The sequence below is a fragment of the Burkholderia crassaminum genome (assembly GCF_964265005.1).
Lineage (GTDB): Bacteria > Pseudomonadota > Gammaproteobacteria > Burkholderiales > Burkholderiaceae > Burkholderia.
The window spans coordinates 3,526,181-3,548,857 of sequence record NZ_OZ183799.1 but is presented as its reverse complement, the minus strand read 5'-3'; the positions used below and the strand labels follow the sequence as shown (position 1 = coordinate 3,548,857).

General features: G+C 68.6%; 22 protein-coding genes. 13 read left to right on the top strand and 9 right to left on the bottom strand.

Going from position 1 to position 22,677, the window contains the following annotated elements; all coding sequences use genetic code 11:
• Position 1: 1 nt before the first annotated feature.
• Genes ACPTTF_RS16480 through ACPTTF_RS16470 form a run of 3 tightly spaced genes read left to right on the top strand, consistent with a single transcriptional unit; the run spans position 2 to position 3,151 of the window.
• Complete coding sequence (locus ACPTTF_RS16480; RefSeq protein ID WP_166962561.1) at positions 2–1,000, top strand: ABC transporter ATP-binding protein; 999 nt, start codon at positions 2–4, stop codon at positions 998–1,000.
• Positions 997–2,013 carry a peptide ABC transporter ATP-binding protein gene (locus tag ACPTTF_RS16475; protein ID WP_423371767.1) on the top strand — a complete coding sequence of 339 codons (1,017 nt, stop codon included), beginning with the start codon at positions 997–999 and terminating at the stop codon, positions 2,011–2,013. Before ACPTTF_RS16480 ends, ACPTTF_RS16475 begins: the two co-directional genes overlap by 4 nt.
• Complete coding sequence (locus tag ACPTTF_RS16470) at positions 2,006–3,151, top strand: TraB/GumN family protein (protein ID WP_423371766.1); 1,146 nt, start codon at positions 2,006–2,008, stop codon at positions 3,149–3,151. The genes ACPTTF_RS16475 and ACPTTF_RS16470 overlap by 8 nt, the downstream gene beginning before the upstream one ends.
• Before the next feature lie 547 nt (positions 3,152–3,698).
• On the opposite strand, the gene pxpA is transcribed toward ACPTTF_RS16470, so the two are convergent.
• From pxpA to pxpB, 3 genes are all read right to left on the bottom strand, one after another.
• Positions 3,699–4,463: a 5-oxoprolinase subunit PxpA gene (gene pxpA / locus ACPTTF_RS16465; protein WP_048026612.1), complete on the bottom strand. Its 765-nt coding sequence runs from the start codon at positions 4,461–4,463 to the stop codon at positions 3,699–3,701.
• Positions 4,464–4,530: 67 nt separating this feature from the next.
• Complete coding sequence (locus ACPTTF_RS16460; RefSeq protein ID WP_423371765.1) at positions 4,531–5,598, bottom strand: biotin-dependent carboxyltransferase family protein; 1,068 nt, start codon at positions 5,596–5,598, stop codon at positions 4,531–4,533.
• Positions 5,595–6,251: a 5-oxoprolinase subunit PxpB gene (gene pxpB / locus ACPTTF_RS16455; protein ID WP_423371764.1), complete on the bottom strand. Its 657-nt coding sequence runs from the start codon at positions 6,249–6,251 to the stop codon at positions 5,595–5,597. The genes ACPTTF_RS16460 and pxpB overlap by 4 nt, the downstream gene beginning before the upstream one ends.
• Positions 6,252–6,399: 148 nt before the next feature.
• Between pxpB and ACPTTF_RS16450 the strand changes: the two genes are divergently transcribed.
• Positions 6,400–6,912 carry a winged helix DNA-binding protein gene (locus ACPTTF_RS16450; protein ID WP_027788908.1) on the top strand — a complete coding sequence of 171 codons (513 nt, stop codon included), beginning with the start codon at positions 6,400–6,402 and terminating at the stop codon, positions 6,910–6,912.
• 74 nt (positions 6,913–6,986) lie between these two features.
• On the opposite strand, the gene ACPTTF_RS16445 is transcribed toward ACPTTF_RS16450, so the two are convergent.
• Positions 6,987–7,595, bottom strand: a complete 609-nt coding sequence (locus ACPTTF_RS16445; RefSeq protein WP_423371763.1) for a 5-formyltetrahydrofolate cyclo-ligase — start codon at positions 7,593–7,595, stop codon at positions 6,987–6,989.
• Positions 7,596–7,603: 8 nt separating this feature from the next.
• On the opposite strand from ACPTTF_RS16445, the gene ACPTTF_RS16440 reads away from it, so the two are divergent.
• From ACPTTF_RS16440 to ACPTTF_RS16425, 4 genes are all read left to right on the top strand, one after another.
• Positions 7,604–9,556, top strand: coding sequence for a transglycosylase SLT domain-containing protein (locus tag ACPTTF_RS16440; protein WP_423371762.1), 1,953 nt, complete (start codon positions 7,604–7,606; stop codon positions 9,554–9,556).
• Between the two features lie 57 nt (positions 9,557–9,613).
• The gene (locus ACPTTF_RS16435) at positions 9,614–10,573 is read left to right on the top strand and encodes a complex I NDUFA9 subunit family protein (RefSeq protein WP_423371761.1); all 960 of its coding nucleotides are present in this window, start codon (positions 9,614–9,616) and stop codon (positions 10,571–10,573) included.
• 64 nt (positions 10,574–10,637) lie between these two features.
• Positions 10,638–11,285 (top strand): glutathione S-transferase family protein, encoded by a 648-nt coding sequence (locus tag ACPTTF_RS16430; protein ID WP_166962577.1) that lies wholly within the window; start codon positions 10,638–10,640, stop codon positions 11,283–11,285.
• Positions 11,282–12,523, top strand: a complete 1,242-nt coding sequence (locus ACPTTF_RS16425; RefSeq protein ID WP_423371760.1) for a multifunctional CCA addition/repair protein — start codon at positions 11,282–11,284, stop codon at positions 12,521–12,523. The genes ACPTTF_RS16430 and ACPTTF_RS16425 overlap by 4 nt, the downstream gene beginning before the upstream one ends.
• 39 nt (positions 12,524–12,562) lie before the next feature.
• On the opposite strand, the gene ACPTTF_RS16420 is transcribed toward ACPTTF_RS16425, so the two are convergent.
• Entirely contained in the window at positions 12,563–13,348 is a 786-nt protein-coding gene (locus tag ACPTTF_RS16420) for a helix-turn-helix domain-containing protein (RefSeq protein WP_423371759.1), read from the bottom strand.
• 432 nt (positions 13,349–13,780) lie between these two features.
• Between ACPTTF_RS16420 and ACPTTF_RS16415 the strand changes: the two genes are divergently transcribed.
• A complete protein-coding gene (locus ACPTTF_RS16415; RefSeq protein WP_423371758.1) occupies positions 13,781–15,631 on the top strand; it encodes a M24 family metallopeptidase in 1,851 nt (616 codons plus the stop codon).
• A 19-nt stretch (positions 15,632–15,650) separates the two neighbouring features.
• Here the strand turns inward: ACPTTF_RS16415 and ACPTTF_RS16410 are convergent, their stop codons facing one another.
• The 4 genes from ACPTTF_RS16410 to flgA form a co-directional block, all read right to left on the bottom strand.
• On the bottom strand, positions 15,651–17,006 hold the full coding sequence (locus ACPTTF_RS16410) for an SGNH/GDSL hydrolase family protein (RefSeq protein ID WP_423371757.1): 1,356 nt from the start codon (positions 17,004–17,006) through the stop codon (positions 15,651–15,653).
• Between the two features lie 184 nt (positions 17,007–17,190).
• Complete coding sequence (locus ACPTTF_RS16405; RefSeq protein ID WP_166962587.1) at positions 17,191–17,631, bottom strand: flagella synthesis protein FlgN; 441 nt, start codon at positions 17,629–17,631, stop codon at positions 17,191–17,193.
• Between the two features lie 71 nt (positions 17,632–17,702).
• Positions 17,703–18,032, bottom strand: a complete 330-nt coding sequence (flgM, locus tag ACPTTF_RS16400) for a flagellar biosynthesis anti-sigma factor FlgM (protein ID WP_423371756.1) — start codon at positions 18,030–18,032, stop codon at positions 17,703–17,705.
• Positions 18,033–18,150: 118 nt separating this feature from the next.
• Positions 18,151–19,401, bottom strand: a complete 1,251-nt coding sequence (flgA, locus tag ACPTTF_RS16395) for a flagellar basal body P-ring formation chaperone FlgA (RefSeq protein WP_423371755.1) — start codon at positions 19,399–19,401, stop codon at positions 18,151–18,153.
• Positions 19,402–19,605: 204 nt separating this feature from the next.
• On the opposite strand from flgA, the gene ACPTTF_RS16390 reads away from it, so the two are divergent.
• The 4 genes from ACPTTF_RS16390 to flgE all read left to right on the top strand — a co-directional run bounded on the left by ACPTTF_RS16390 (position 19,606) and on the right by flgE (position 22,661).
• Positions 19,606–20,094: a flagellar basal body rod protein FlgB gene (locus ACPTTF_RS16390; protein ID WP_423371754.1), complete on the top strand. Its 489-nt coding sequence runs from the start codon at positions 19,606–19,608 to the stop codon at positions 20,092–20,094.
• 40 nt (positions 20,095–20,134) lie between these two features.
• Positions 20,135–20,560: a flagellar basal body rod protein FlgC gene (gene flgC / locus ACPTTF_RS16385; RefSeq protein ID WP_021164156.1), complete on the top strand. Its 426-nt coding sequence runs from the start codon at positions 20,135–20,137 to the stop codon at positions 20,558–20,560.
• Between the two features lie 64 nt (positions 20,561–20,624).
• Entirely contained in the window at positions 20,625–21,386 is a 762-nt protein-coding gene (flgD, locus tag ACPTTF_RS16380; protein ID WP_166962594.1) for a flagellar hook assembly protein FlgD, read from the top strand.
• Positions 21,387–21,419: 33 nt separating this feature from the next.
• Positions 21,420–22,661 carry a flagellar hook protein FlgE gene (gene flgE / locus ACPTTF_RS16375; RefSeq protein WP_166962596.1) on the top strand — a complete coding sequence of 414 codons (1,242 nt, stop codon included), beginning with the start codon at positions 21,420–21,422 and terminating at the stop codon, positions 22,659–22,661.
• Positions 22,662–22,677 lie beyond the last annotated feature (16 nt).

Sequence of the window (22,677 nt, the reverse complement as noted above, 5' to 3'; positions counted from 1 at the left end):
CATGACCCAGAATCTTCTGACCATCCGCAATCTCGCGGTGAATTTCAACGGCCTGCCCGCCGTCGACCGGATCAACCTGTCGATCGCGCCGGGCGAGGTGGTGGGCGTCGTCGGCGAGTCGGGTTCCGGCAAGAGCGTGACGATGATGGCGCTGATGGGCCTGATCGACGCGCCGGGCAAGGTGACGGCCGACGAGGTCACGTTCAACGGCGTGGATCTCCTGAAGGCGTCGCCGAAGGCGCGCCGCAAGATCGTCGGCAAGGACATCGCGATGGTGTTCCAGGACGCGCTGACGAGCCTGAACCCGAGCTACACGGTCGGCTACCAGATCAAGGAAGTGCTGAAGCTGCACGAAGGGCTGCGCGGCGACGCGCTGCACCGGCGCGCGCTCGAACTGCTCGACCAGGTCGGCATTCCCGATGCGAAGAACCGCATCACGTCGTTCCCGCACCAGATGTCGGGCGGGATGAACCAGCGCGTGATGATCGCGATGGCCGTCGCGTGCAACCCGAAGCTCCTGATCGCCGACGAGCCGACCACCGCGCTCGACGTGACGATCCAGGCGCAGATCATGGATCTGCTCGTGAAGCTGCAGAAGGAACGCGGGATGGCGCTCGTGCTGATCTCGCACGACCTGGCCGTGGTGTCGGAGGTCGCGCAGCGCGTCGCGGTGATGTACGCGGGCGAGGTGATCGAGACCAACAGCGTGCCCGACATCTTCCGTGCGCCGCATCATCCGTACACCGAAGCGCTGCTCGCGGCGATTCCCGAGCACAATAAAGGGGCGCGTCGCCTTGCCGCATTGCCCGGCATGGTGCCGGGCCGCGATGATCGCCCGTCCGGGTGCCTGTTCGCGCCGCGCTGCAAGTACGTCGTCGACGACTGCCGCAAGGCACGGCCGGCGCTCGACACGCTGGTGTCCGGCAACGATGCGATGCGCGCACGCTGCATCAAGCCGCTCAACGTTTCCAACCTCGACCTGACGGGAGGTGCACGATGAATGCAGTCAATCAAACGCGTGCCGAGCCGCACGACGAGGAAGCCGTGCTGGTGGCCGACGGCCTCGCGAAACACTATTCGGTGAAGCGCGGGATGTTCGGGCAGGGCACGGTGAAGGCGCTGAACGGCGTGTCGTTCTCGCTGAAGCGCGGCAAGACGCTCGCGGTCGTCGGTGAATCGGGCTGCGGGAAGTCGACGCTCGCGCGCCAGCTCACGATGATCGAGACGCCGACGTCGGGCAGCCTGACGATCGACGGCAAGAACGTGGCCGGTGCAAGCCGCGAGACGGTCGCCGACCTGCGCCGCCGCGTGCAGATGGTGTTCCAGAACCCGTTCGCGTCGCTGAACCCGCGCAAGACCGTCGAGCAGACGCTTTCCGAGCCGCTCGAGATCAACGCGAACCTGACGGCCGCCGAGCGCGCGCAGCGCATCGCGCAGATCATGCGCACGGTCGGCCTGCGGCCCGAGCACGCGAAGCGCTATCCGCACATGTTCTCGGGCGGCCAGCGCCAGCGTGTCGCGATCGCGCGCGCGATGATCCTCGATCCGCGCATCGTCGTGGCCGACGAGCCGGTGTCCGCGCTCGACGTGTCGATCCAGGCGCAGATCCTGAACCTGTTCATGGATCTGCAGGAGCAGTTCAAGACGAGCTACGTGTTCATCTCGCACAACCTGTCGGTGGTCGAGCACGTCGCGGACGACGTGATGGTGATGTACTTCGGCAGCGTCGCCGAGCTCGGCGACAAGGCGACGATCTACGCACGGCCGCGCCATCCGTACACGCGCGCGCTGATGTCGGCGACGCCGGCGATCTTCGAGGAAGACCGCCGCGTGCAGATCAAGCTGCAGGGCGAACTGCCGTCGCCGCTCAATCCGCCGTCGGGCTGCGCGTTTCACCAGCGCTGCCCGTATGCGGTCGAGCGCTGCCGTGCGGAGGAGCCGCAACTGCGCGAGGTCGACGGCCGGCACGTGGCCTGCCATCGGGCCGAGGAGGTAGGGGAGGCGAATGCCTGAAGCGTTGGCGGCGCGCGCGTCCGGCGTGCGCCGTGCGGGGGCAAGCAGCGCGCGCGTGATGCGCGCGTACCGCTACGCGCGGCGCTGGAGCGTGCGTACCGTCACGGGCGCGGCGCTGGCCGGCGCGTGCGTGGCGGCCAGCCTCGTGGTTCCCGTCGAATCCGCGCGCGCCGAAGGGCGCGCGCCGGCCACTTCACCGATCCATCCGTCGCAAGTCCCGCCGCCGGGCATGAGCCTGCCGGGCTTTCACGCCCCCGCCGTGTCGAACGGCACGGTCGCGAGCGGCGCGGTGCGCGTGCAGCCCGCGCGCATGCCGTTCTACGTCGCGACCAAGGGCAAGGTGACGCTCTACGTGCTCGGCACGCTGCACACGGGCGATCCGTCCGATTACCCGAGCGCGCAGCCGTTCCGGCCGCGCATTCTCGCGGCGCTCGCCGCGTCGCCGACGCTCGCGCTCGAGCTGTCGCCCGACGACCTGCTCGAATCGCAGGACGACGTGTCGAAGTACGGCGTATGCCGCTACCCGTGCCTGCAGCGCCTGCTGCCGGAGCCGCTGTGGCAGCGGCTCGCGGCGCGCCTGCACGGCAACCCGGCCGCGCTCGCCGAGATTCGCAAGATGCGGCCGTGGCTCGCGGCGCTCGTCGTCGAGACCTACGATTCGCTGTCGGCCGGCCTGCAGACCGAGTACGGCACCGAGGCGCAGTTGCAGAACGTGTTCCTGAAGAAGAAGGGCGGCCGCGTGATCGGGCTCGAGACGCTCGCCGAACAGATGCGCGCGTTCACCGGGCTGACGCTCGCCGAGCAGCGCGAGATGCTCGCGCAGGACATGGTGCAGACGCCCGCGCAGAACGCCGACGACATCAAGGCGCTGCACCGGCTGTGGCGAATTGGCGACGCCGATGCGATCTCGGCATGGGCCGTCGCGAAGAGCGAACGGCTCGCGCGTTCGAAGGTGTTGTCGGCGTCGATCGACGACAAGATCCTGTACGAGCGCAACCGCCGCTTCGTTGCACGGATGACGGCAATCGCCGCACCGAACCGGCCGCTGTTCGTCGCGATCGGCGCGCTGCACCTGGGCGGCCCGCGCGGCGTGCTCGAATTGTTGCGTCAACAAGGTTACAGGGTCGACGCGAACTGATCGCCGTCAACGCGCCCGAACCGATCCTCCCCTGTTTGATCGACGTTGTGCGAGCGGCTTGAACGCCTGTATGGACACGCAATCCGATAAGGAAAACCCTCGAATCGTCAGAAAATAGCGTTTCAAACGATTGACATCCCGATCTGCCAATATCTATCCTTCGATCCACAAGTTGAAAAAATGAAAAGAATAGAAAAAGTTCTACGGGGTAGCAGAAAATAAAGCGCGGGGTTAGCGCGTTGCCGGCACGTGATGCACGTGCCGGCCGCGGAAGTGTCTGCATGTACGGCGGGGCCAATCATCGTCGGACAACAACAAGGCATGCAGGCCGACTTGCGGGATAAGCAGCGTTCCGTCGTCCCACCGGGGAATGCAGTGATCGGGCGGCGGCGGACGTTTTTTAATCCGGAAGATTTTTCCGGTCACCGTCGAAAGACGGTTTCGGGGGGCGAATCGACAGACGGCGAAGCCGCAGCGATTGCGCCAACGGAAAAGCGCCACGAGGGCGCTTTTTTCTTTTGTGCGACGGATAACGCGACCAGCTGGGTCACGCGCGTTCGTCGGCCTGCAGCATGCCGGGCGCGACCACGTCGACGCCCACCGCCTCGAGCGCGGCGCGAATCCGTTTCGCGAATACCAGCGCATGCGGCCCGTCGCCGTGCAGGCAGACGGTCTGCGCATTGAGCATCACCCATTCGCCGCCGATCGCGCGCACCTGACGGCTGCGCACCATGTCCAGCGTGCGCGCGATCATCGTGTCCTCGTCGTCGATCAGCGCGCCGGGCTGGTTGCGCGGCACGAGCGAGCCGTCCGCGCGGTAGCCGCGATCGGCGAACACTTCCTCCACCGCGGCGAGCCCCGCGTGCCGCGCGGCCGCGACGAACACGCTGTTGGCGAGCCCGAATACCGCGAGCGACGGATCGAAATCGCGGATCGCGGACACCACCGCATCGGCGATCATCGGGTCGCGTGCGGCCTGGTTGTACAGCGCGCCGTGCGGCTTCACGTGCGCGATGCGCCCGCCCTCGGCCTGTGCGATCGCCGACAGCGCGCCGAGCTGGTACAGCACGCCCGCATAGATGTCGCCGGCCGGCAGCTGCATTTCCTTGCGGCCGAAATTCTCCGGATCGTGAAAGCTCGGATGGGCGCCGATCGCCACGCCTTTCTGCACGGCCCAGCGCACGCAGTCGCGCATCGCGTTCGCACCGCCCGCATGCCACCCGCATGCGATGTTCGCGGACGTGACGAGGTCGAGCAGCGCCTCGTCCGAACCGCATCCTTCGCCGAGATCGGCATTCAGATCGATTTCCATGATGTTCCTCGTCCACTGATTGCGTGGCCCGTCTTTGCTACTGCCTTCGGTACTGCTACCGCCATTGTCATGCCGCGCGCGACTGGGCGCGGCGGCGCGCTTCCTCGCGCAGGTCGATCGCAACGTCGATCTGCCGCAGATAGGCACGTTCTGCGGTCAGGGCGGCGCGCGCGGCGTCGGGTGTCGTGCGCACGAAGCGGATCGGCAGGTTGAGCCGCGCCTGCGCGAGTTTCCACAGATCCGCACGGATCACCGTGCCGATCTTCGGGTAGCCGCCGGTGGTCTGCGCATCGTGCATCAGCACGATCGGCTGGCCGTTCGGCGGCACCTGGATCGTGCCGGGCAGCACCGCATGCGACAGCAGCTCGGCCGGCCGCTCGCGCATGAGTTCGACGCCGGCCAGCCGATAGCCCATGCGGTTGCTGTTCGCCGTGACGAGCCATTCCTCGTCCCAGAACGCCTGCTGCGAATCGGCGGCGAACGACGCGTAGTCGGGGCCCGGCAGCACGCGCACGGGCATCGCCCACGGCGCATGCGCGGGGCGGTGGCGACGCGGCGGCTCGTCGACCCGCACGAACGCGCACCACGCCGGCGCCTTTACCCCGAATTCCTGCGCATCGGCCGCGAGGCAGCCCATTCCGGCCGGAAGCACACCGACCGGGAGGCGATCGCCGTCGCGCAGCGCGCGGCCGCCGAGGCCGCCGAAGCGCGACGCGAGATCGGTGCTGCGCGAGCCGAGCATCGGCAGCACGTCGATGCCGCCGGCGATGCACAGGTAGCCGCGCATCCCGCGTTTCGCAGCCGGCAGCACGAGCGTCTGCCCGGCCTCGACCGGCAGGCTCCACCACGAATATACGCGCCGGCCGTCGAGCGTGGCGCCGAACTCGGTGCCGGTGATCGCGATGCGGGTCGCGCGCGTGAAGCGGAACGCGGCCGGGCCGATCGTGATTTCGACGGCCGCCGCGTCGGGACGGTTGCCGACCAGCCGGTTGCCGACCTCGAGCGCGAGGCCGTCGAGCGCGCCACCCTGCGCGACGCCGAGATGGCGCGCGCCGCGGCGCCCGAGATCCTGCACGGTGGACAGCGGGCCGGCCCGCACCACCTCGATGGTGCCCGGTGCGTTGCTCTGGGTCATCGTGCGTCGACTCCCGCAATGGTGAAGCGCACGCGGTCGCCGGGCAGCAGCAGCGTCGGCTGCGGCCGCGCCGGATCGAACAGCACCTGCGACGTGCGGCCGATCAGTTGCCAGCCGCCGGGTGACTTGGCCGGGTAGACGCCGGTTTGCGCGCCGCCGATGCCGACCGAGCCGGCCGGCACCTCGAGGCGCGGCGCCGCGCGGCGCGGCGTGTGCAGCGCGGCATCGAGCCCGCCGAGATACGCGAAGCCCGGCTGGAAGCCGACGAAGAACACGACGTAGGCGCCGGCTGCGTGGCGCGCGACGACCTCGTCGGCCGACAGGCCGGTATGGGCGGCGACGGCCGGCAGGTCGGGGCCGGCTGTGCCGCCGTACTCGACCGGGATCTCGACTTCGCGACCGTCCGCATGCTCGACGTCGGCCGTCTCCCACGCGTCGCGCAGCGCCGGCGTGAGCGACTCGGCCGTCGTGGCGAGCGCGTCGAATACGATCGTCAGGTTGTTCATGCCGGGCACGACGTCGACCACGTCGGGCCACGCGCGCGCGGCCTCGGCAACGGCCCAGACGCGGCGCTGGCAATCGAGCGTGGCGGGTGGCGGCACCTCGCAGACGAGGGCGGCATCGCCGAGCGGATAAATGCGGGGTTGCGTCATCGGACTGGCACGGTTCGGACGGCAATGTTAGCGCACATTGTCAATAAAATATCGACATCTTCCCAATAAGCGTTTTCGCCTAGCCCGTATGTCCGGGCTTGTGGCGTACACTCGGCACACCCTGTCATCCGGCTTGCTCCGCCTTTCCATGAAGCGTCCTGCGACCAAGATCGTGTCATCCGAACACCTCGTTTCCGATTCGAGCGCGGAGCTGTCGGAGCTCGAATACGGGCTCATCATGGCAGGCAATGCATTCAACCGGTGGATGGTGCGCTGCATGTCGGCGGCAGGCGCGAAGGACATGACGGCGGTCGAGGTGTCGCTGCTGCATCACGTCAGCCATCGTGAACGCAAGAAGAAGCTCGCCGACATCTGCTTCGTGCTCAATATCGAGGATACGCACGTCGCGACCTATGCGCTGAAAAAACTGATCGCCCGCGGCTATGTGAAGAGCGAGAAGAACGGCAAGGAAGTGTTCTTCTTCGCGACCGACGCGGGCCGCGACCTGTGCCTGAAGTATCGCGAGGTGCGCGAGCACTGCCTGATCGAGACGCTGAAGGACAGTGGGCTCACCAACGAGCAGATCGGCGATGCGGCGCAGTTGCTGCGCAACGCATCGGGCCTGTACGACACGGCCGCGCGCGCGGCGGCGTCGCTGTAAACGGTTGCGCCGAGGGTGGCGCACGGCCATGCGCTGACGGGCGTGCGACGCCGGACGCGGCGGCGCACGCCGCATCACCCGGCGGCCGGGTAGAGCGCGCCGTCGGTCACGATCCAGCGCAGCGCGAGATCGTGCGCTTCGGCCGGCAGGGCGTCGACGCGGCACGCTTCATAGGCGATGCCGACCGTCACGGGCGGCTGGCTGCCCGGCCACGCGGCGAGCGTGCGGTCGTAATAGCCGCCGCCGTAGCCGAGCCGGTAGCGCTGCAGATCGAATCCCACACAGGGAATCAGCAACAGGTCGGGCACGACGACGATTCCCGACGCCGGTTCCGGAATCCGGTGATGACCTTCGCGCATCGGCGTGTGCGTGTCCCATGCGTGAAACTCGAGCGGCGTGTGCCGCTCACCGATCACGGGCAGCGCGGCGCGCCGGCCGGCACCGGCCGCGCACCAGGCGAGCACCGCATCGCGCGCATCGAATTCGCCCGGCAGCGGCCAGTAGAACCCGACCGTGCGCGGCGCGAGCCGTTCGAGCAGCGTGCGCAGCCGCGCGTCGAGCGCGGCGTTCGCGGCGGGTTGCGACGCGGCGTCGCGCCGCGCGCCGGACAGCGTTTTGCGTAGCGCAACCTTCGGGTTTGGCACAGGGTTGCGTGCTATGCTTTCGCTCACTTCGCGCTCCATTCAAAACGATGTCGAACAGCCTTTTCCGAGTATATCGCGCGGTCGCGCTGACGCTTTCGGCCACCGCGCTCGTCGCGGGCACTGCCGCGTGCGCCGCACCGAACGACGATACGGTCTCCGGGGACGACCAGACCTTCGTGCAGCTTCGTGAAGCCGCGCGCCGCAACGACGCCGCGAAAGCCGCCCAGCTCGCGTCGATGATTCCGAACTATCCGGTACCGTCCTACGTCGAGTATTTCCAGATCAAGCCGCAGCTGTTCGATGCGACGGGCCGCGCGCGCGTGGACGCGCCGGACGCGCCCGTGCAGTCGTTCCTGCAGCGCTACGACGGCCAGGCGATCGCCGACCGCCTGCGCAACGACTACCTGCTCGTGCTCGGCGCGCGCCACGACTGGCGCAACTTCGACGATCAATACAAGCGCTTCGTGCTCGACGACGACACGCAGGTCAAGTGCTATGCGCTGGAATCGCGCGCGGCGCGCGGCGAGAACGTCGCCGATGCGGCGCGCGCGCTGCTCGTCGAGCCGAAGAATTACGGTGACGCGTGCGTCGACCTGATCACCGCGCTGACGGTCAACCAGCAGTTCACGAGCGACGACGTGTGGCAGCAGGCGCGCCTCGCGTACGAGCAGAACTACACGACGCTCGGCGGCAAGATCGTCGACGCGCTCGGCCCGCGCCCGGTCGGCTTCGACCAGGCGACGAGCGCGCCGCCGCTGTACCTCGCGCGCGGCGTCGGCCCCGACGCGACGTCGCACCAGCTCGCGCTGATCGCGCTCGGCCGCATGGCGCGCAACGATCCGGACGCGGCAGCCGGGATGCTGACGTCGGTCGCCGCATCGCTGAACAAGCAGGAACAGGCGATCGCGTGGGGTGCGATCGGCTACCAGGGCGCGATCAAGCGCTCGCCGCTCGCATCGGTCTGGTACGCGAAATCCGCGAACGCGCCGCTGTCGAACCCGGGCTACGAATGGCGCACGCGCGCCGCGCTGCTCGCCGGCAACTGGCCGATGGTGCGCTGGTCGATCGAGCAGATGCCGCCGTCGCTGCGCGACGATCCGGCCTGGATTTACTGGCATGCGCGCGCGCTCAAGCAGAGCGGCGACACGCTGCAGGCGAACCAGGAATTCGAGCAGGTCGCCGGCCAGTTCAACTTCTACGGACAGCTTGCCGGTGAAGAGCTCGGCCAGCGCACGACGATCCCGCCGCGCACGAAGGTGAGCGACGGCGAGATCGACGCGATGAGCAAGATTCCGGGCTTCGCGCTCGCGCAGCGTTTCTACGCGCTGAACCTGCGCCTCGAAGGCAACCGCGAATGGAACTGGCCGCTGCGCGGGATGACCGATCGCCAGCTGCTCGCGGCCGCCGAATACGGCAAGCGTGTCGACCTGCTCGACCGCACGGTCAACACGGCCGACCGCACGAAAGCCGAGCACGACTTCACGCTGCGCTACCCGTCGCCGTACCGCAACATCGTCGAGCGCTATGCGCAGTCGACGGGCCTCGACACCGAATGGGCGTACGGGCTGATCCGCCAGGAGTCGCGCTTCATCACGAGCGCGCGTTCGTCGGTAGGCGCGGGCGGCCTGATGCAGCTGATGCCGGCCACCGCGCAGATGGTCGCGAAGAAGCTCGGCATGGGCACGATCTCGCGCACGCAGATGCACGACATCGATACCAACATCCAGCTCGGCACCTGGTATCTGGCGGACATCTACAACAACTTCGACAGCTCGCCGGTGCTCGCCACGGCCGGCTACAACGCGGGCCCGGGCCGGCCGCGCCAGTGGCGCCAGGTGTTGACGCAGCCGGTCGAAGGCGCGATCTTCGCAGAAACGATTCCGTTCAACGAGACGCGCGACTACGTGAAGAACGTGCTGTCGAACACCGTCTATTACGCGGCGCTCTTCGAGGGCAAACCGCAGTCGTTGAAGAAACGTCTAGGCATGATCTCGCCCTGATCCGCAATCTTCACACTGCCGCGCGAGACGCGGCAGTGTTCTTTTGAGGTTCCTGACATGGACCGCCAGACCGTCGCGCTGCTGGGCGGCACCGGCTTCATCGGCAGCCGGCTCGTCAATGCGCTGATCGACGCCGGCAAGCAGGTACGGATCGGCACGCGCCGGCGCGACCACGCGCGTCACCTGCAGATGCTGCCGGTCGAAATCGTCGAACTCGAAGGGCTCGACACCCGCACGCTCGCGCGCTTCGTCGCCGGTGCGCACGCGGCGATCAACCTCGTCGGCGTGCTGCACGGCGGCCGCGGTACGCCGTACGGGCCCGGCTTCGAGCGTGCGCACGTCACGCTGCCCGCCGCGCTCGCGACCGCCTGCACCGAGGTGGGCGTGCAGCGCGTGCTGCACATGAGCGCGCTCGGCGCCGATTCGCACGGCGCGAGCATGTACCAGCGCTCGAAGGGCGACGGCGAGGCCGCGCTGCATGCGATCGCGGCGACCGATTCGCTCGCGCTGACGATCTTCCGCCCGTCGGTCGTGTTCGGCCCCGGCGATGCGTTCCTCAACACGTTCGCGAACCTGCAGCGCACGGTGCCCGTGCTGCCGCTCGCGATGCCCGATGCGCGCTTCCAGCCCGTGTTCGTCGGCGATGTCGTGCGCGCGTTCGTCAACACGCTCGATCTCGCGGCCGCACACGGCAAGACCTACGAGCTCGGCGGCCCGACCGTCTACACGCTCGAGCAGCTGGTGCGCTATTGCGGCACGCTGGTCGGCCGTCAGGCACGCATCGTGCGGCTGCCCGACGCACTCGCGCGGCTGCAGGCGAGCGTGTTCGAATGCCTGCCCGGCGAGCCCGTGCTCACGCGCGACAATCTCGCGACGATGTCGGTGCCGAACGTGCTGTCGGGGCCGCTCGCGCCGGAGCTCGGGATCTCGCCCGCGAGTCTCGAAAGCATCGCGCCCGCGTATCTCGGCAATGCCGCGCAGCGGTCCCGGTTCGACTGGTTCCGCTCGCGCCGCTAGGCCGGCCCGGGGTGCCGTCGTTCCGCTTCTTTCTTTTCACTTTCGCGCTTTCCGGAACACCGTCATGAAACTCGTCATTGGAGACAAGAACTACTCGTCGTGGTCGATGCGTCCGTGGCTGCTGCTCGCGCATTTCGGCATCCCGTTCGACGAGGTCGCGATCGAGCTGCGCCACGACGACACGGCCGCACGCATCCTCGAGTATTCGCCGTCCGGCAAGGTGCCGTGCCTGATCGACGACCACGGCGTCGCGATCTGGGATTCGCTCGCGATCGCCGAGACGCTCGCCGAACGCTATCCGCAGTTTCCGATGTGGCCGGCCGATCCGCTCGAGCGCGTGCATGCGCGCTGCGTCGCGGCCGAGATGCATGCGGGCTTCGCGGCGCTGCGCACGCAGATGGGCATGAACGTGCGCGCGTCGATGCCGGGACGCGGCGCGACGCCCGAGGCGCTCGCCGACGTCGCGCGTATCGATGCGCTGTGGAGCGCTTGCCTCGAGGCGTCGGGCGGGCCGTTCCTGTTCGGTGAATTCGGGATCGCCGATGCGATGTACGCGCCGGTCGTGATGCGCTTCAATACGTACGCGCCGGGCCTGTCGCCGGAAGCGGCCGGCTATGCGGCCCGCGTGACGGCGCTGCCGGCCGTCCAGCGCTGGATCGACGCCGCGCGGCGCGAAACGAACGTGATCGCCGAATACGAGCCCCGGCCATGAACATCTACGCAGTAGGCGGCGCCATCCGCGACGAATTGCTCGGCGTGCCCGTGCAGGACCGCGACTACGTGGTGGTGGGCGCGACCCCCGAGCAGATGGCCGCGCAGGGGTTCCGGCCGGTGGGCAAGGACTTCCCGGTCTTCCTGCATCCGCGGACGCAGGAGGAGTACGCGCTGGCGCGCACCGAGCGCAAGACGGCGGCCGGCTATCACGGCTTCCAGTTCCATTACGCGCCGGACGTCACGCTCGACGAGGATCTCGCGCGGCGTGACCTGACGATCAACGCGATGGCGCGCGAGGTGAGCCCGGAGGGCGAACTGGTCGGGCCCGTAATCGATCCGTTCGACGGGCAGGCCGACCTGCGCGCACGCGTGTTCCGCCATGTGAGCGATGCGTTCGTCGAGGATCCGGTGCGGATCCTGCGCATCGCGCGCTTCGCCGCGCGGTTCGCGGATTTCACGGTCGCGGACGAAACGCTCGCGCTGATGCGGCGGATGGTCGACGCGGGCGAGGTCGACGCGCTCGTGCCCGAACGCGTCTGGCAGGAAATCGCGCGCGGGCTGATGGAGGCGAAGCCGTCGCGGATGTTCGCGGTGCTGCGCGAGTGCGGCGCGCTCGCGCGCATCCTGCCCGAAGTCGATGCGCTGTGGGGCGTGCCGCAGCGCGCCGACTACCACCCGGAGGTTGACACGGGCGTGCACGTGATGATGGTCGTCGACTATGCGGCGAAGCAGGGTTATTCGCTGCCGGTGCGCTTCGCGGCGCTCACGCACGATCTCGGCAAGGCGACGACGCCTGCCGACGTGCTGCCGCGCCATATCGGCCACGAGGGTCGCAGCGTCGACCTGCTCAAGCCGTTGTGCGAGCGGCTGCGCGTGCCGAACGAATGCCGCGATCTCGCGCTCGTGGTCGCGCGCGAGCACGGCAACCTGCATCGCGTGATGGAGATGGGCGCGGCCGCGCTGGTGCGGCTGTTCGAGCGCAGCGACGCGCTGCGCAAGCCGGCGCGTTTCGCCGAGATGCTGCAGGCGTGTGAATCGGATGCGCGCGGGCGGCTCGGGCTCGATGCGCAGCCGTATCCGCAGGCCGAGCGGCTGCGCGTCGCGCTCGCGGCCGCGCGCAGCGTCGATGCCGGCGCGATCGCGCGCGGCATCGGTAACGATACGGAGAAGATCCGGGAAGCCGTGCATCGCGCGCGGGTCGAGGCCGTCGCGCAGGCGCTCGAGATCGGCGAATAGGGCGTCGGGAAGGGCGCGCGTCGCGCGCCTGGAAAGCCGTTACGCCTTCTTCTTGCGCGCCGGCTTGGCGGCCGCCGGGCGTTTGCCGGCGGAAGCGCGCGGCTTGGCCGCAGCCTTCTTTTCTTTTTCTGCCGCGCCGGCGTCACGCTCGCGATCCGCCCGTTTGGGCGCCGACCCGCGGCGGCTCGTACGCGGCTCGCCCGGTGTGGCGCGCACGACGGGGGCCGGTTTCCTGGCGTCCATCGTCGCGGACACGAATCCGGCGCCATGGTCGTCGAACAGCGGCAGCGTGCCGACCGCGATCACCTCGGCCGGCCCGTCACCCACGTTGGCGACCCGATGCCGCTTGCGCGCGTCGAAGTGCAGCGAGTCGCCGGGCGACAGCGGGTAATCCTTCTTGCCGACCGTGTAGCAGATCCGGCCGGCCAGCACGTACACGAATTCGTCGCCGCCGTGCGCCACCCATTCCGAGCGGTAGCCTTCCATCATCTGCACCTTGAGCGCGTTGATCTGGCTGCCGTCGAACGTGGTGGAGAGGCGTTCGTACCACTGCGACGTGGCGTCGAGCGCGTACGGCTTGCGGCGGCCCTCGTGCGAATCGGGCTGCGCCTGGCGCGGCTGTTCGATCAGCGCGCCGAGCGGCACGCCGAGTGCCTTCGCGACGTTGACGAGCGACGACAGCGAGATGCCCGTGAGATGGCGCTCGACCTGGGACAGGAACCCGACCGACAGTTTCGCTTCAGTCGCGACTTCCAGCAGCGTCTTCTTCGCTTCCCGGCGCAGGCGGCGAATGCGCTGGCCGATACGCATGATGTCTGAATCCATGAATCTCTTTCGTGGCAACGAGTCGGGAGGCGAGCGGACGGGCGGTGCAGTCGCCGGACAGGGATTTCCGCGCATCGCACGAAGCACGGCCGTCGGGACGGCGATGCCGGCGCATTGTACCGCGCGGTGTTGCCGGGTGAATTCACGCTGTGCCGGAATGCGCAAGCGTCGCGCCGATTTTAGCCCTACGAAAATTTTGGCTTGACCTCAATTTCAGCGTGCTCTAGATTCTGTCGCGCGCATCAAAAAAAGTTAAGTGAGACGAAATTTTTTCAAGGGCCTGCCGCCGGGACGGTACGGCGGCCCGGCGCCATGCCGCGCCGGGTCGAGCGTCGACCGTGCGGCGGCGCCGAGCCGCGTCAGCCCTGCCTCGGGCCTGCACCCCCGCCGCGTCACCGCCGGCCGCCGACAACAATGCATAACGGGCTTCCGATGATCGATCGACTGAAATACAGCTTCTCCGGCCTTCCCCCGTACGACGCGTCCGTCGCCGACACGCAGGCCGGTTTGTCGCGCCTGCTCGATGCCGCGCGGCTCGACGCGGTGCTGGTCACGTCGCAGGACGAATACGTGACCGAGTACCTGCCGCTCGCCAACAATCCGCGCTACGCGGTATCGGGTTTCGACGGCTCGGCCGGCTGCGGGATCTTCCTGAGCGCGGCGACCGCGCAGGCGCTCGGGCTGCCGCCGTTCGTGCTGTTCGTCGACGGCCGCTATCACCTGCAGGCCGAGCAGCAGTGCGATCCGGCGCGGGTGCGCATCGAGAAGCTCGCGATGGACGTGACGATCTGGCGGGCGATGGCCGACTGGCTGGTCGCACACGGGAGCCGGCTCGCACGGGTCGGCTACGACGCGCGGCGGATCAGCGTCGGGCAGCGCGATCGCCTGTTCGAGCAGACACAGGCCGCGTCGCTCGACTGGACGAGTCTCGCCGAGCGCGAGATCGATCGCGCGATCGCGTTGCCGGGCTGGGTCGTCGAGCGGCCGATCTTCGAGGTGCCGGAAGCGATGACCGGCCTGAGCGTCGCGCAGAACTTCGACGCGCTGAACCGCAAGCTCGCCGCGCATACCGGCGCGCCGGACGGCAAGACCGCCTTCTTCACCTGCGCATCGGATGACCTCGCGTATCTGCTGAACAGCCGCGGTTATCACATCCCGAATGCGTCGTCGCACCTCGGCTTCCTGTTCGCGGTGGGCGGGCAGGTTGTGTTGTTCCTGCCGGAAGGCTGCGACCGCTGCGAAGTCACGCTCGAGTCGTATCCGGCGCTGCATGTGATCCGGCGCGATGTCGCGGCGCTCGAGCGCTTTCTCGCGCCGTTCGCGGTCGATCACGTGTGCTACGGCTTCGAATCGGTGAACTGCGCGCTCGTCGACGCGGTGAAGCGGGTGTGGCCGCAGGCGCGGCATGCCGACTTCAACCCGGTCGAGGCGATGCGGGCCGGCAAGACGCCGGCGGTGCTCGACCGGTTCCGCGACGCGTTTGCGCGCAGTTCCGCGGCGATCGCCGAGACGATGCGCTGGGCGAAAGCCGGCGAGCCGGGCAAGCGCCACACCGAATACGACCTGGCGCGCGCGATCAACGACGCGTACGGCGCGCGCTCGGCGGTCGCGCTGACGTTTCCGTCGATCGCGGCGAACGGTGCGAACAGCGCGTTCGCGCATTACACGGCGGCGAGCGCCGACGTCGAGCTGACGGAAGGCGAACTTGTGCTGCTCGACAGCGGCGCGTATTACGAAGCAGGCTTCGCGACGGATTGCACGCGCGTGGTGCTGCGCCGGACGCACCCGGAGACGGTCGCGCAGCCGTGGCAGCGCGAGATCTATACGGTCGCGCTGAAGGCTTGCATCAAGGGGCTCGTCACGCGCTTCCCGAGCACGGCCAAGGGCGGCGACGTCGATGCGCTCGTGCGGCAGGTGTGCCGCGATCACGGCCACGATTTCGGCCATGGCACCGGGCACGGCGTCGGGATTCACGTGCACGAGGGCGGCGTGCGGTTCGCGCCGGGCGCGCAGTACGGGCTCGTGCCGAATGCGGTGATTTCGGTCGAGCCGGGCATCTACTTGCCGGGCAAGGGCGGCGTGCGGATCGAGAACATCGTGATCATCCGTCAGGACGACGCCGAGCCGGATACCGTGACGTTCGAGAACATCGTGACGGTCGGCTACGACTGGGACCTGATCGATCTCGACCTGCTGGACGACGACGAGCGCGCGTACCTGCGCGACTACGAGCGGCAGTGTGTGGCGCGCGGCACGCAGGTCACCGCGTGTCCGCTGCTGTAGGCACCGCCGCCCGCGCCGGTCAGTTCAGCAGGCGCGCCCGCACGAACGGCGCGATCCGCTCGGCGAGCCACGCGTGCGTGCGTGTCGTCGGGTGCAGCGTGTCCCAGAACACGAAGCGCGCCGGGTCGCGGCAGTCCGCACGCGGCGTCTGCGCGCTCAGGTAGGTGAGCGACGACGGTTTCGGGATGTCGAGGCATGAGCGCTTCGCGTCGTCGAAGCCGTATTGGGCCGGGTGGTTCAGCAGGTCGTCGAACAGCGCGTACGCATCGAACACCTCGAGCCGCAACGTCGCGCCGTAACGGGCGCGCAGCGCGGCGGCCGCGTCGGCGAGGCGCTGGTTGTAGTCCTTGACCTGCGCGGCGACGCTCGCCGTGTCGGTGCGTGTCGCGAACACCGGGGCGCGCGACACGTCCGGCAGCGTGACGAGCATGATCCGCGTCGCGCCGGCCGCGGCGAGCCGCTCGAGGCTGTCGCGCACCGCATTCGCCGCCTGCTCGGGCGAGCGCCCGTAGTTCACCAGGTCGTTGCCGCCCGCGAACACCGCGAACAGCGTGTTGGCGGGCCGGTAGTCCGGCGCGCGATCCATGTATTCGCGCCACGAGTCGATCTGCTGCACGAGCCCCGGCACGACGAGGTACTGGTCGGTCGCCGCACCGCCGATTGCCCAGTTGTAGAACGGCAGCCGCAGCGCGTTCGCGAGATATTCCGCCCACACCGGGCCGTTGCTGAAGCGTCCCGCCTGCCAGCTCGTGGCGTTCGGCAGCTTCCACTGGCTCGCGTTGAACATGTTCTGCGTGTCGGACAGGCTGTCGCCGAATACGATCAGCTTGTTGACGCGCGCGTCCTGCTGTGCGGCGTCGACGGTCCACACCGTGTAGTTGAACGACAGCGCGTTGTTCGCCGCGACCGCCTGCACGAGGTCGGACTTGATGCCCTTCGCGGCCAGCGTCTTGCGGCATACGTCGGCGAGCGTGTCCTGCGCCGTCGTGCTGTAGAACATGTTCTTCCACTGCGTGATGCCGTCCGCCCACCAGTAGCCGGACACGCGATACCAGTCGCCGCCGGCCGGGTCGCGCGCCCATTCGTAGGTCGCGGCCGGCTTCAGCGGATCGGCGTCGATCCGGTACCAGCAGCGCAGGTAGGTGTAGGTGTCGGAGCCGCGGCGCGACGCGCGCGGCGTCGCGCCGGGTGTGCTCGATGCGGCCGGCGGCACGATGTCGGGGCCGGCCGGCGACAGTGACATGTCGCCCGTCGGCGTGGGCAGCGGCGCGGAGCCGGCGGCCTGCGCGGCGGGGAGCGTCAATGCGGCGCCCAGCGCCGCGACGGCGGAAACGGCGGCGACGCGGTATGGCAACGGAATGCGGAAATATGGCATGCGGCCCTCTTCTGATTGTTGTGACGGAACGGCGGCGCGGCTGCGCAGCCGTGTATCGGAAGGGACCGTGGTTGCCGGGTTCGAGCCCGGTCTGTCGAAACTTGAGATGCCGCGAACGGCGGCGAGGTGCTACGAGGTGCGGCAGGGACGGTAGCGGCGGCGCCGCCGCCGGTCAGTCAGTGTTTCAGCGCGTGAGTGCCGATACGCGCCCGTCGGGGCCATAGACGCCGGCCGGCGCGGGCGCCGAGCGCAGTACCGCGAGCGCGCGCTCGTTGTAGTCCATCCGGATCCGGATCAGCATCCCGTTGTTCGCATTGGCCTGGCGCGCGCGTTCGGCGGACTGTTGCAGCAGCTGCCAGCGGCCGGCGAGGCGTGCATCGCGCTCGGCGGCCTGGTCCATCCCCTTCTTGCCGGACGGAAAGCCGAGTGCGGAAAGCTGGGTGTCGCGCGTGCGTTCGAGCTGCGCGAGCCGGTCGATCAGCTCGCTCTTCTTCTCGACGATCCCGGGCAGCATCTCGAGCGGCTGGGCCATCGTGAGCGCCTTTTCCTCGTAGGCGAGCAGGGACGCGAACGCCTCGACCGTCGCGTGTTCGTCGTTGACCGTGGCCAGCAGCTCTTCTCTCATCGCGTCATGCTCGTCGTGCCGGCGCGGGTTGGGCGCCGGCAAACCGGGGGACCGGCCTCGCGAGGCCGGCTTCAGCTGCCCGGGCGCTGCTGCTGCAGCAGCTCGCGGGCGGTATTCAATACGCCGTCGGCAATCTTGTTCGCGTCGATCGTCAGCGTGCCGTTGTTCAGCGCGTCCTTGATCGACTGGACCAGGCCCGTGTCGATGTCGCCGTTGCCGGACGCGGATACCGAACGCAGCTGGCCGGACAGACCCGACAGGTTCACGGTCGTGTCGCCGCCGGTCGACCCTGCATCGCCCGCTTGCGCGGACGAAGACGAGGCCGTGCCGGATTGCGCACGGTTCGCGCCGTTGCCGGTCGGCGCCAGAGGGCTCGGGTTCGGAGTGGAATCGATCTTCACGATGGGTTTCCTGTTCGGTTTGACCCAGATAACGGCCGGGTCGGCCCGAACTTTAGCATCGCGAGCCCGAAATGCTCCGAATAAACAATTCTTTACACTCTTGCGGCGAGATCCGTCCCTATAACGGAATTTCCACGGTGCCGGCGTCCTTGACGATCGCCGTGACGATCTGGCCCGCCGCCATTCGCACCCGTACCGACTGGCCGGGCGCGGCATTCGCCAGCGCGCTGCCCTCGGCCGAAATCGTGAACCCGGGCCCGGCCGCGACGACCCGCACCGTCTGGCCGGCCGACACCGACGCCGCGCTCTTCAGCAGGTCCTGCCGCAGCGGCAGCCCGGCCGAGATGCGCGCGAGCGCGGTCGAGCCGATCGCCTGCGCCGGATCGGTGATCACCGCGAGCGGCAGCACCGTCAGGTCGCCGTCGCGGGCGACCAGGTCGGCCGCGGAGAGCGGCTCGCCGGGCGCGATCTGGCGCGCGGCGACGTAATAAGTGGCCTGCACGGTGACCTTCGCCTGCAGGTAGACGGTCCACGGCCGCTCGCCCGCGCAGCGCACGCCGACCGTCGTGCGGCCCCACAGGCGCGCGCCGGTCGGCAGGAACGGTTCGAGCGTCGTGCACGCGGCGAGCCCGCGCGGAAACGCGGTCGTGACCGTCGCGGAGGGCTTGCCGGGCAAGCCCGCGATCTGTTGCTGCAGGAACGCGAGGGCCGCGCGGCGGATCGACTCGGGATCCTGCTGGCCGGGCGGTGTCACGGGCTGGGCCGCATTGGCCGCCGGGGCCGGGTTGGCGGAACCTGCCGTCGTGCGCGGCGCCGGTAAGGCCGACGCGGCGCGGGCCGCCGCCACGCGCGCGGCGATCGCCGGCTGCGGGGCGGGCCGTGCGGGATTCGACGCGGGCTCGGCCGTGCCGGCGACGACCGTCGCGATCGCATTCGGATCGGCGGCGCGCGGCGTGCCGTATCCGGCGTTCGTGCGGGCGGCTGCGTAGACGGGGCGAGGCGCAGCGGCCGGCGCAGGAGCCGGCGGCGGGACGGTCGTCACGACCATCGTGCCGGCCGGTTGCGGCGCGTAGCCGGCAGCGCCGGCACCCGCGCCGCTCGCCGCGCGACCCGCGTCCGGCGCCAGGACTGAACCCGTCGCCGCATTCCCGCCGAACGGCCCGCCGCTCGCCGCATTGGCGTGCGCGAGCGCGGTTTCGGCCGTCTCGCCGCGTCCGGGAATCACGATCATCCCGTCGTCCGCGTGCGCGGCCGGGGCGGCGATCCACAGCGCCGCAGCGAGCGCAAATGCACGCGCAAACGCACGCGCAAACGCACGCCGGACGTGCGTGAGCCGCCCGTTCCTGCCGCGAAGTGCGCTGCCAGTCATCGCCGTATCCCCGATCCGTTGCTCCGCTTCGCATTCTAGGGAGCGGGGCCGTCGCGCAAACGATGAATAGAGGGGGCCTTTGCCGCGTTATTCGCCCGATTGCCGGTTGCGTCCGGCGCCTACCATCGCTGTCATGGAAAAAAGCCTCTCGGGTCGCCATCCGGCGCGAGGGGCGTGCAGCGCTTCATACGGAGAGACGCACACATGCTGGACAAACTCGATGCGGAATTCGCGTTCGGCCGACAGGCGCTCGACGTGCGCGCCTACCGGCAGGAACTGCTGTCGTCGAACATCGCGAACTCCGACACGCCCGGCTATCAGGCCCGCGACGTCGATTTCGCGTCGACGCTCGCGCGCTCGTTGAAGCAGGCGGGCGGCGGCCTCGCGCCGAGCAACGCCGGGCAACTGCCGATGACGCGGCCGGCCGGCGTGACGAGCGGCATGTCGATGGTGTCGACGGCGGCGGGCCACATGGCCGGCACCGCGAAGCTGATCCCGACGGGCGGCCCGGCGGACGACTACGGCCGCGCGCAGTACCGGATGCCGCTGCAGCCGTCGCTCGACGGCAACACGGTCGATCTCGACGTCGAGCGCGTGCAGTTCGCGAACAACGCGCTGCACTACCAGACCGGGATGACCGTGATGACCCAGCAGATCAAGGCGATGATCGCCGCGATCTCGACGAACCAGTGACGGCGCGCACCGCCTCCGAATCCGAGCAAAAGGAGCTTCCATGCCTTCGTTGATGAACATCTTCGGCGTCGCCGGCTCGGCGCTGTCCGCGCAGTCGCAGCGCCTGAACGTCACCGCGTCGAACCTCGCGAACGCCGACAGCGCGACCGGCCCCGACGGCAAGCCGTACAAGGCCAAGCAGGTCGTGTTCGCGACCGACCCGATCGGCGGTGCGCGCACCGCGTCCGGCCAGGGCGTGGGCGGCGTGCGCGTGACGAAGGTGATGGACGACCCGTCGCCGATGAAGTCGACCTACGACCCGTCGAACCCGGCCGCCGACGCGAACGGCTACGTGCAGATGCCGAACGTCGATCCGGTGCAGGAGATGGTGAACATGATCTCGGCGTCGCGCTCGTACCAGGCCAACGTCGAGACGCTGAACACCGCGAAGACGCTGATGCTCAAGACGCTGACGATCGGCTCGTAAGCCGCGCGCCAACCGACCTTACAGACCCGACAGTTCCGAAAGTTCAGACAGAAGGTTACCCACGATGGCTTCCTCCAGCACGACGATCGGCAGCAACGGCACGAGCGTGTCGAACCTGCCGACCGACACGATGAACACCAACAACGTGTCGTCGACCAACGGCACGTCGGCGAGCGACCTGCAGGCGACGTTCCTGAAGCTGCTCGTCACGCAATTGCAGAACCAGGATCCGACCAGCCCGGTCGACAGCTCGCAGATGACCTCGCAGCTCGCGCAGATCAACACGGTGAGCGGCATCGCGCAGCTGAACACGTCGCTCACGTCGCTGTCGACGCAGCTCACGGCCGGCCAGCAGACGCAGGCCGCGATGCTGATCGGCACGAACGTGCTCGCGCCGGGCAACGCGGTTGCGGTGAAGAGCGGCGCGGCGTCGCCGTTCGGCGTGTCGCTGGCGAGTTCGGTGTCGAACCTGACGATCACCGTGAAGAACGCGGCGGGCACCGTGGTGAACACGATCAACGCGGGCGCGCAGTCGGCCGGCACCGTGCCGTTCAACTGGAAGCCGACCGACTCGGCGGGCAACGCACTGCCGGACGGCAAGTACACCGTCACCGCGTCGTACACCGACAGCAACGGCACGCCGCAGCCGGCCACGACGCTCGCGGCCTCGACCGTGCAGAGCGTGATCAAGCAGGCGGACGGCACGGCGGGGCTCGTGCTGTCGAACGGCACGACGGTGGGGCTGTCCCAGGTCGCGTCGATCTTCCCGAACACCACGTCGTCCGCGTCGTCTTCGTCCTCGTCCGGCGGCACCACCACCAACTGATACTGATCGAGCATTCTCGAAACGGAGACCGAAATGGGTTATCAACAGGGTCTGAGCGGCCTCTCGGGTGCATCGAACGCGCTCGACGTGATCGGCAACAACATCGCGAACGCGAACACGGTCGGCTTCAAGTCGAGCACCGCGCAGTTCGCCGACATGTACGCGAACTCGGTCGCGACGTCGACCAACACGCAGATCGGCATCGGCACGGCGCTGAACTCGGTCGAGCAGAACTTCAGCCAGGGCGGGGTCACCACGACGAACTCGTCGCTCGACGTCGCGATCAACGGCAACGGCTTCTTCCAGATGTCGAACAACGGCGTGACGACGTATTCGCGCGACGGCACGTTCCAGCGTGACAAGAACGGCTACATCATCGACTCGCAAGGCCGCAACCTGATGGGCTACATGGCCAACGCGGGCGGCGTGATCAACACCGCGCAGACCGTGCCGCTGCAGGCGCCGACGACCAACATCGCGCCGACCGCGACGACCAAGATCTCCGCCCAGTTCAACCTGAACTCGCAGGACACGGTGCCGGCCAAGACGCCGTTCAGCGCGACCGACAACACGACGTACAACTACTCGACGTCGATCCAGGTATACGACTCGCTCGGCGGCTCGCAAGCGGTCAACATGTATTTCGTGAAGTCGGCGGCCGGCACGTGGGAAGCGTACGCGGGCGTGCAGGGTGGCGCGACGACCGACCTCGGTACGGTCACGTTCAACTCGTCGGGCGCGATCCAGAGCACGACGACGGGCACGCCGGCCACGCCGACCACGTCGCTCGGCCAGTTCCAGTTCACCGTGCCGAACACCGACGGCTCGGCGACGCCGCAGAACCTCACGCTCGACCTGACCGGCACGACGCAGTACGGCGGCAAGGACGGCGTGAACAACCTCGCGCAGGACGGCTACGCGAGCGGCACGCTGACGACCTACACGATCGGCACCGACGGCAAGCTGACCGGCAACTACTCGAACGGCCAGACCGCCGTGCTTGGCCAGATCGTGCTCGCGAACTTCAACAACCCGAACGGGCTGGTGAACCTCGGCGGCAACCAGTACGCGGAGAGCTCCGCGTCGGGCGTGCCGCAGGTCTCGGCGCCGGGCAGCACGAACCACGGCACGCTGCAGGGCAGCGCGCTCGAGAGCTCGAACGTCGATCTCACGTCGCAGCTCGTCAACCTGATCACCGCGCAGCGCAACTACCAGGCGAACGCGCAGACGATCAAGACGCAGCAGACCGTCGACCAGACGCTCATCAACCTGTAAGCGCGGATAACGCTCA

Excerpts from the sequence above, each read along its gene's own strand:
- ACPTTF_RS16480 (WP_166962561.1), top strand. The coding sequence starts at position 2 with ATGACCCAGAATCTTCTGACCATCCGCAATCTCGCGGTGAATTTCAAC.
- ACPTTF_RS16475 (WP_423371767.1), top strand. The coding sequence starts at position 997 with ATGAATGCAGTCAATCAAACGCGTGCCGAGCCGCACGACGAGGAAGCC.
- ACPTTF_RS16470 (WP_423371766.1), top strand. The coding sequence starts at position 2,006 with ATGCCTGAAGCGTTGGCGGCGCGCGCGTCCGGCGTGCGCCGTGCGGGG.
- pxpA (WP_048026612.1), bottom strand. The coding sequence starts at position 4,463 with ATGGAAATCGATCTGAATGCCGATCTCGGCGAAGGATGCGGTTCGGAC.
- ACPTTF_RS16460 (WP_423371765.1), bottom strand. The coding sequence starts at position 5,598 with ATGACCCAGAGCAACGCACCGGGCACCATCGAGGTGGTGCGGGCCGGC.
- pxpB (WP_423371764.1), bottom strand. The coding sequence starts at position 6,251 with ATGACGCAACCCCGCATTTATCCGCTCGGCGATGCCGCCCTCGTCTGC.
- ACPTTF_RS16450 (WP_027788908.1), top strand. The coding sequence starts at position 6,400 with ATGAAGCGTCCTGCGACCAAGATCGTGTCATCCGAACACCTCGTTTCC.
- ACPTTF_RS16445 (WP_423371763.1), bottom strand. The coding sequence starts at position 7,595 with ATGGAGCGCGAAGTGAGCGAAAGCATAGCACGCAACCCTGTGCCAAAC.
- ACPTTF_RS16440 (WP_423371762.1), top strand. The coding sequence starts at position 7,604 with ATGTCGAACAGCCTTTTCCGAGTATATCGCGCGGTCGCGCTGACGCTT.
- ACPTTF_RS16435 (WP_423371761.1), top strand. The coding sequence starts at position 9,614 with ATGGACCGCCAGACCGTCGCGCTGCTGGGCGGCACCGGCTTCATCGGC.
- ACPTTF_RS16430 (WP_166962577.1), top strand. The coding sequence starts at position 10,638 with ATGAAACTCGTCATTGGAGACAAGAACTACTCGTCGTGGTCGATGCGT.
- ACPTTF_RS16425 (WP_423371760.1), top strand. The coding sequence starts at position 11,282 with ATGAACATCTACGCAGTAGGCGGCGCCATCCGCGACGAATTGCTCGGC.
- ACPTTF_RS16420 (WP_423371759.1), bottom strand. The coding sequence starts at position 13,348 with ATGGATTCAGACATCATGCGTATCGGCCAGCGCATTCGCCGCCTGCGC.
- ACPTTF_RS16415 (WP_423371758.1), top strand. The coding sequence starts at position 13,781 with ATGATCGATCGACTGAAATACAGCTTCTCCGGCCTTCCCCCGTACGAC.
- ACPTTF_RS16410 (WP_423371757.1), bottom strand. The coding sequence starts at position 17,006 with ATGCCATATTTCCGCATTCCGTTGCCATACCGCGTCGCCGCCGTTTCC.
- ACPTTF_RS16405 (WP_166962587.1), bottom strand. The coding sequence starts at position 17,631 with ATGAGAGAAGAGCTGCTGGCCACGGTCAACGACGAACACGCGACGGTC.
- flgA (WP_423371755.1), bottom strand. The coding sequence starts at position 19,401 with ATGACTGGCAGCGCACTTCGCGGCAGGAACGGGCGGCTCACGCACGTC.
- ACPTTF_RS16390 (WP_423371754.1), top strand. The coding sequence starts at position 19,606 with ATGCTGGACAAACTCGATGCGGAATTCGCGTTCGGCCGACAGGCGCTC.
- flgC (WP_021164156.1), top strand. The coding sequence starts at position 20,135 with ATGCCTTCGTTGATGAACATCTTCGGCGTCGCCGGCTCGGCGCTGTCC.
- flgD (WP_166962594.1), top strand. The coding sequence starts at position 20,625 with ATGGCTTCCTCCAGCACGACGATCGGCAGCAACGGCACGAGCGTGTCG.
- flgE (WP_166962596.1), top strand. The coding sequence starts at position 21,420 with ATGGGTTATCAACAGGGTCTGAGCGGCCTCTCGGGTGCATCGAACGCG.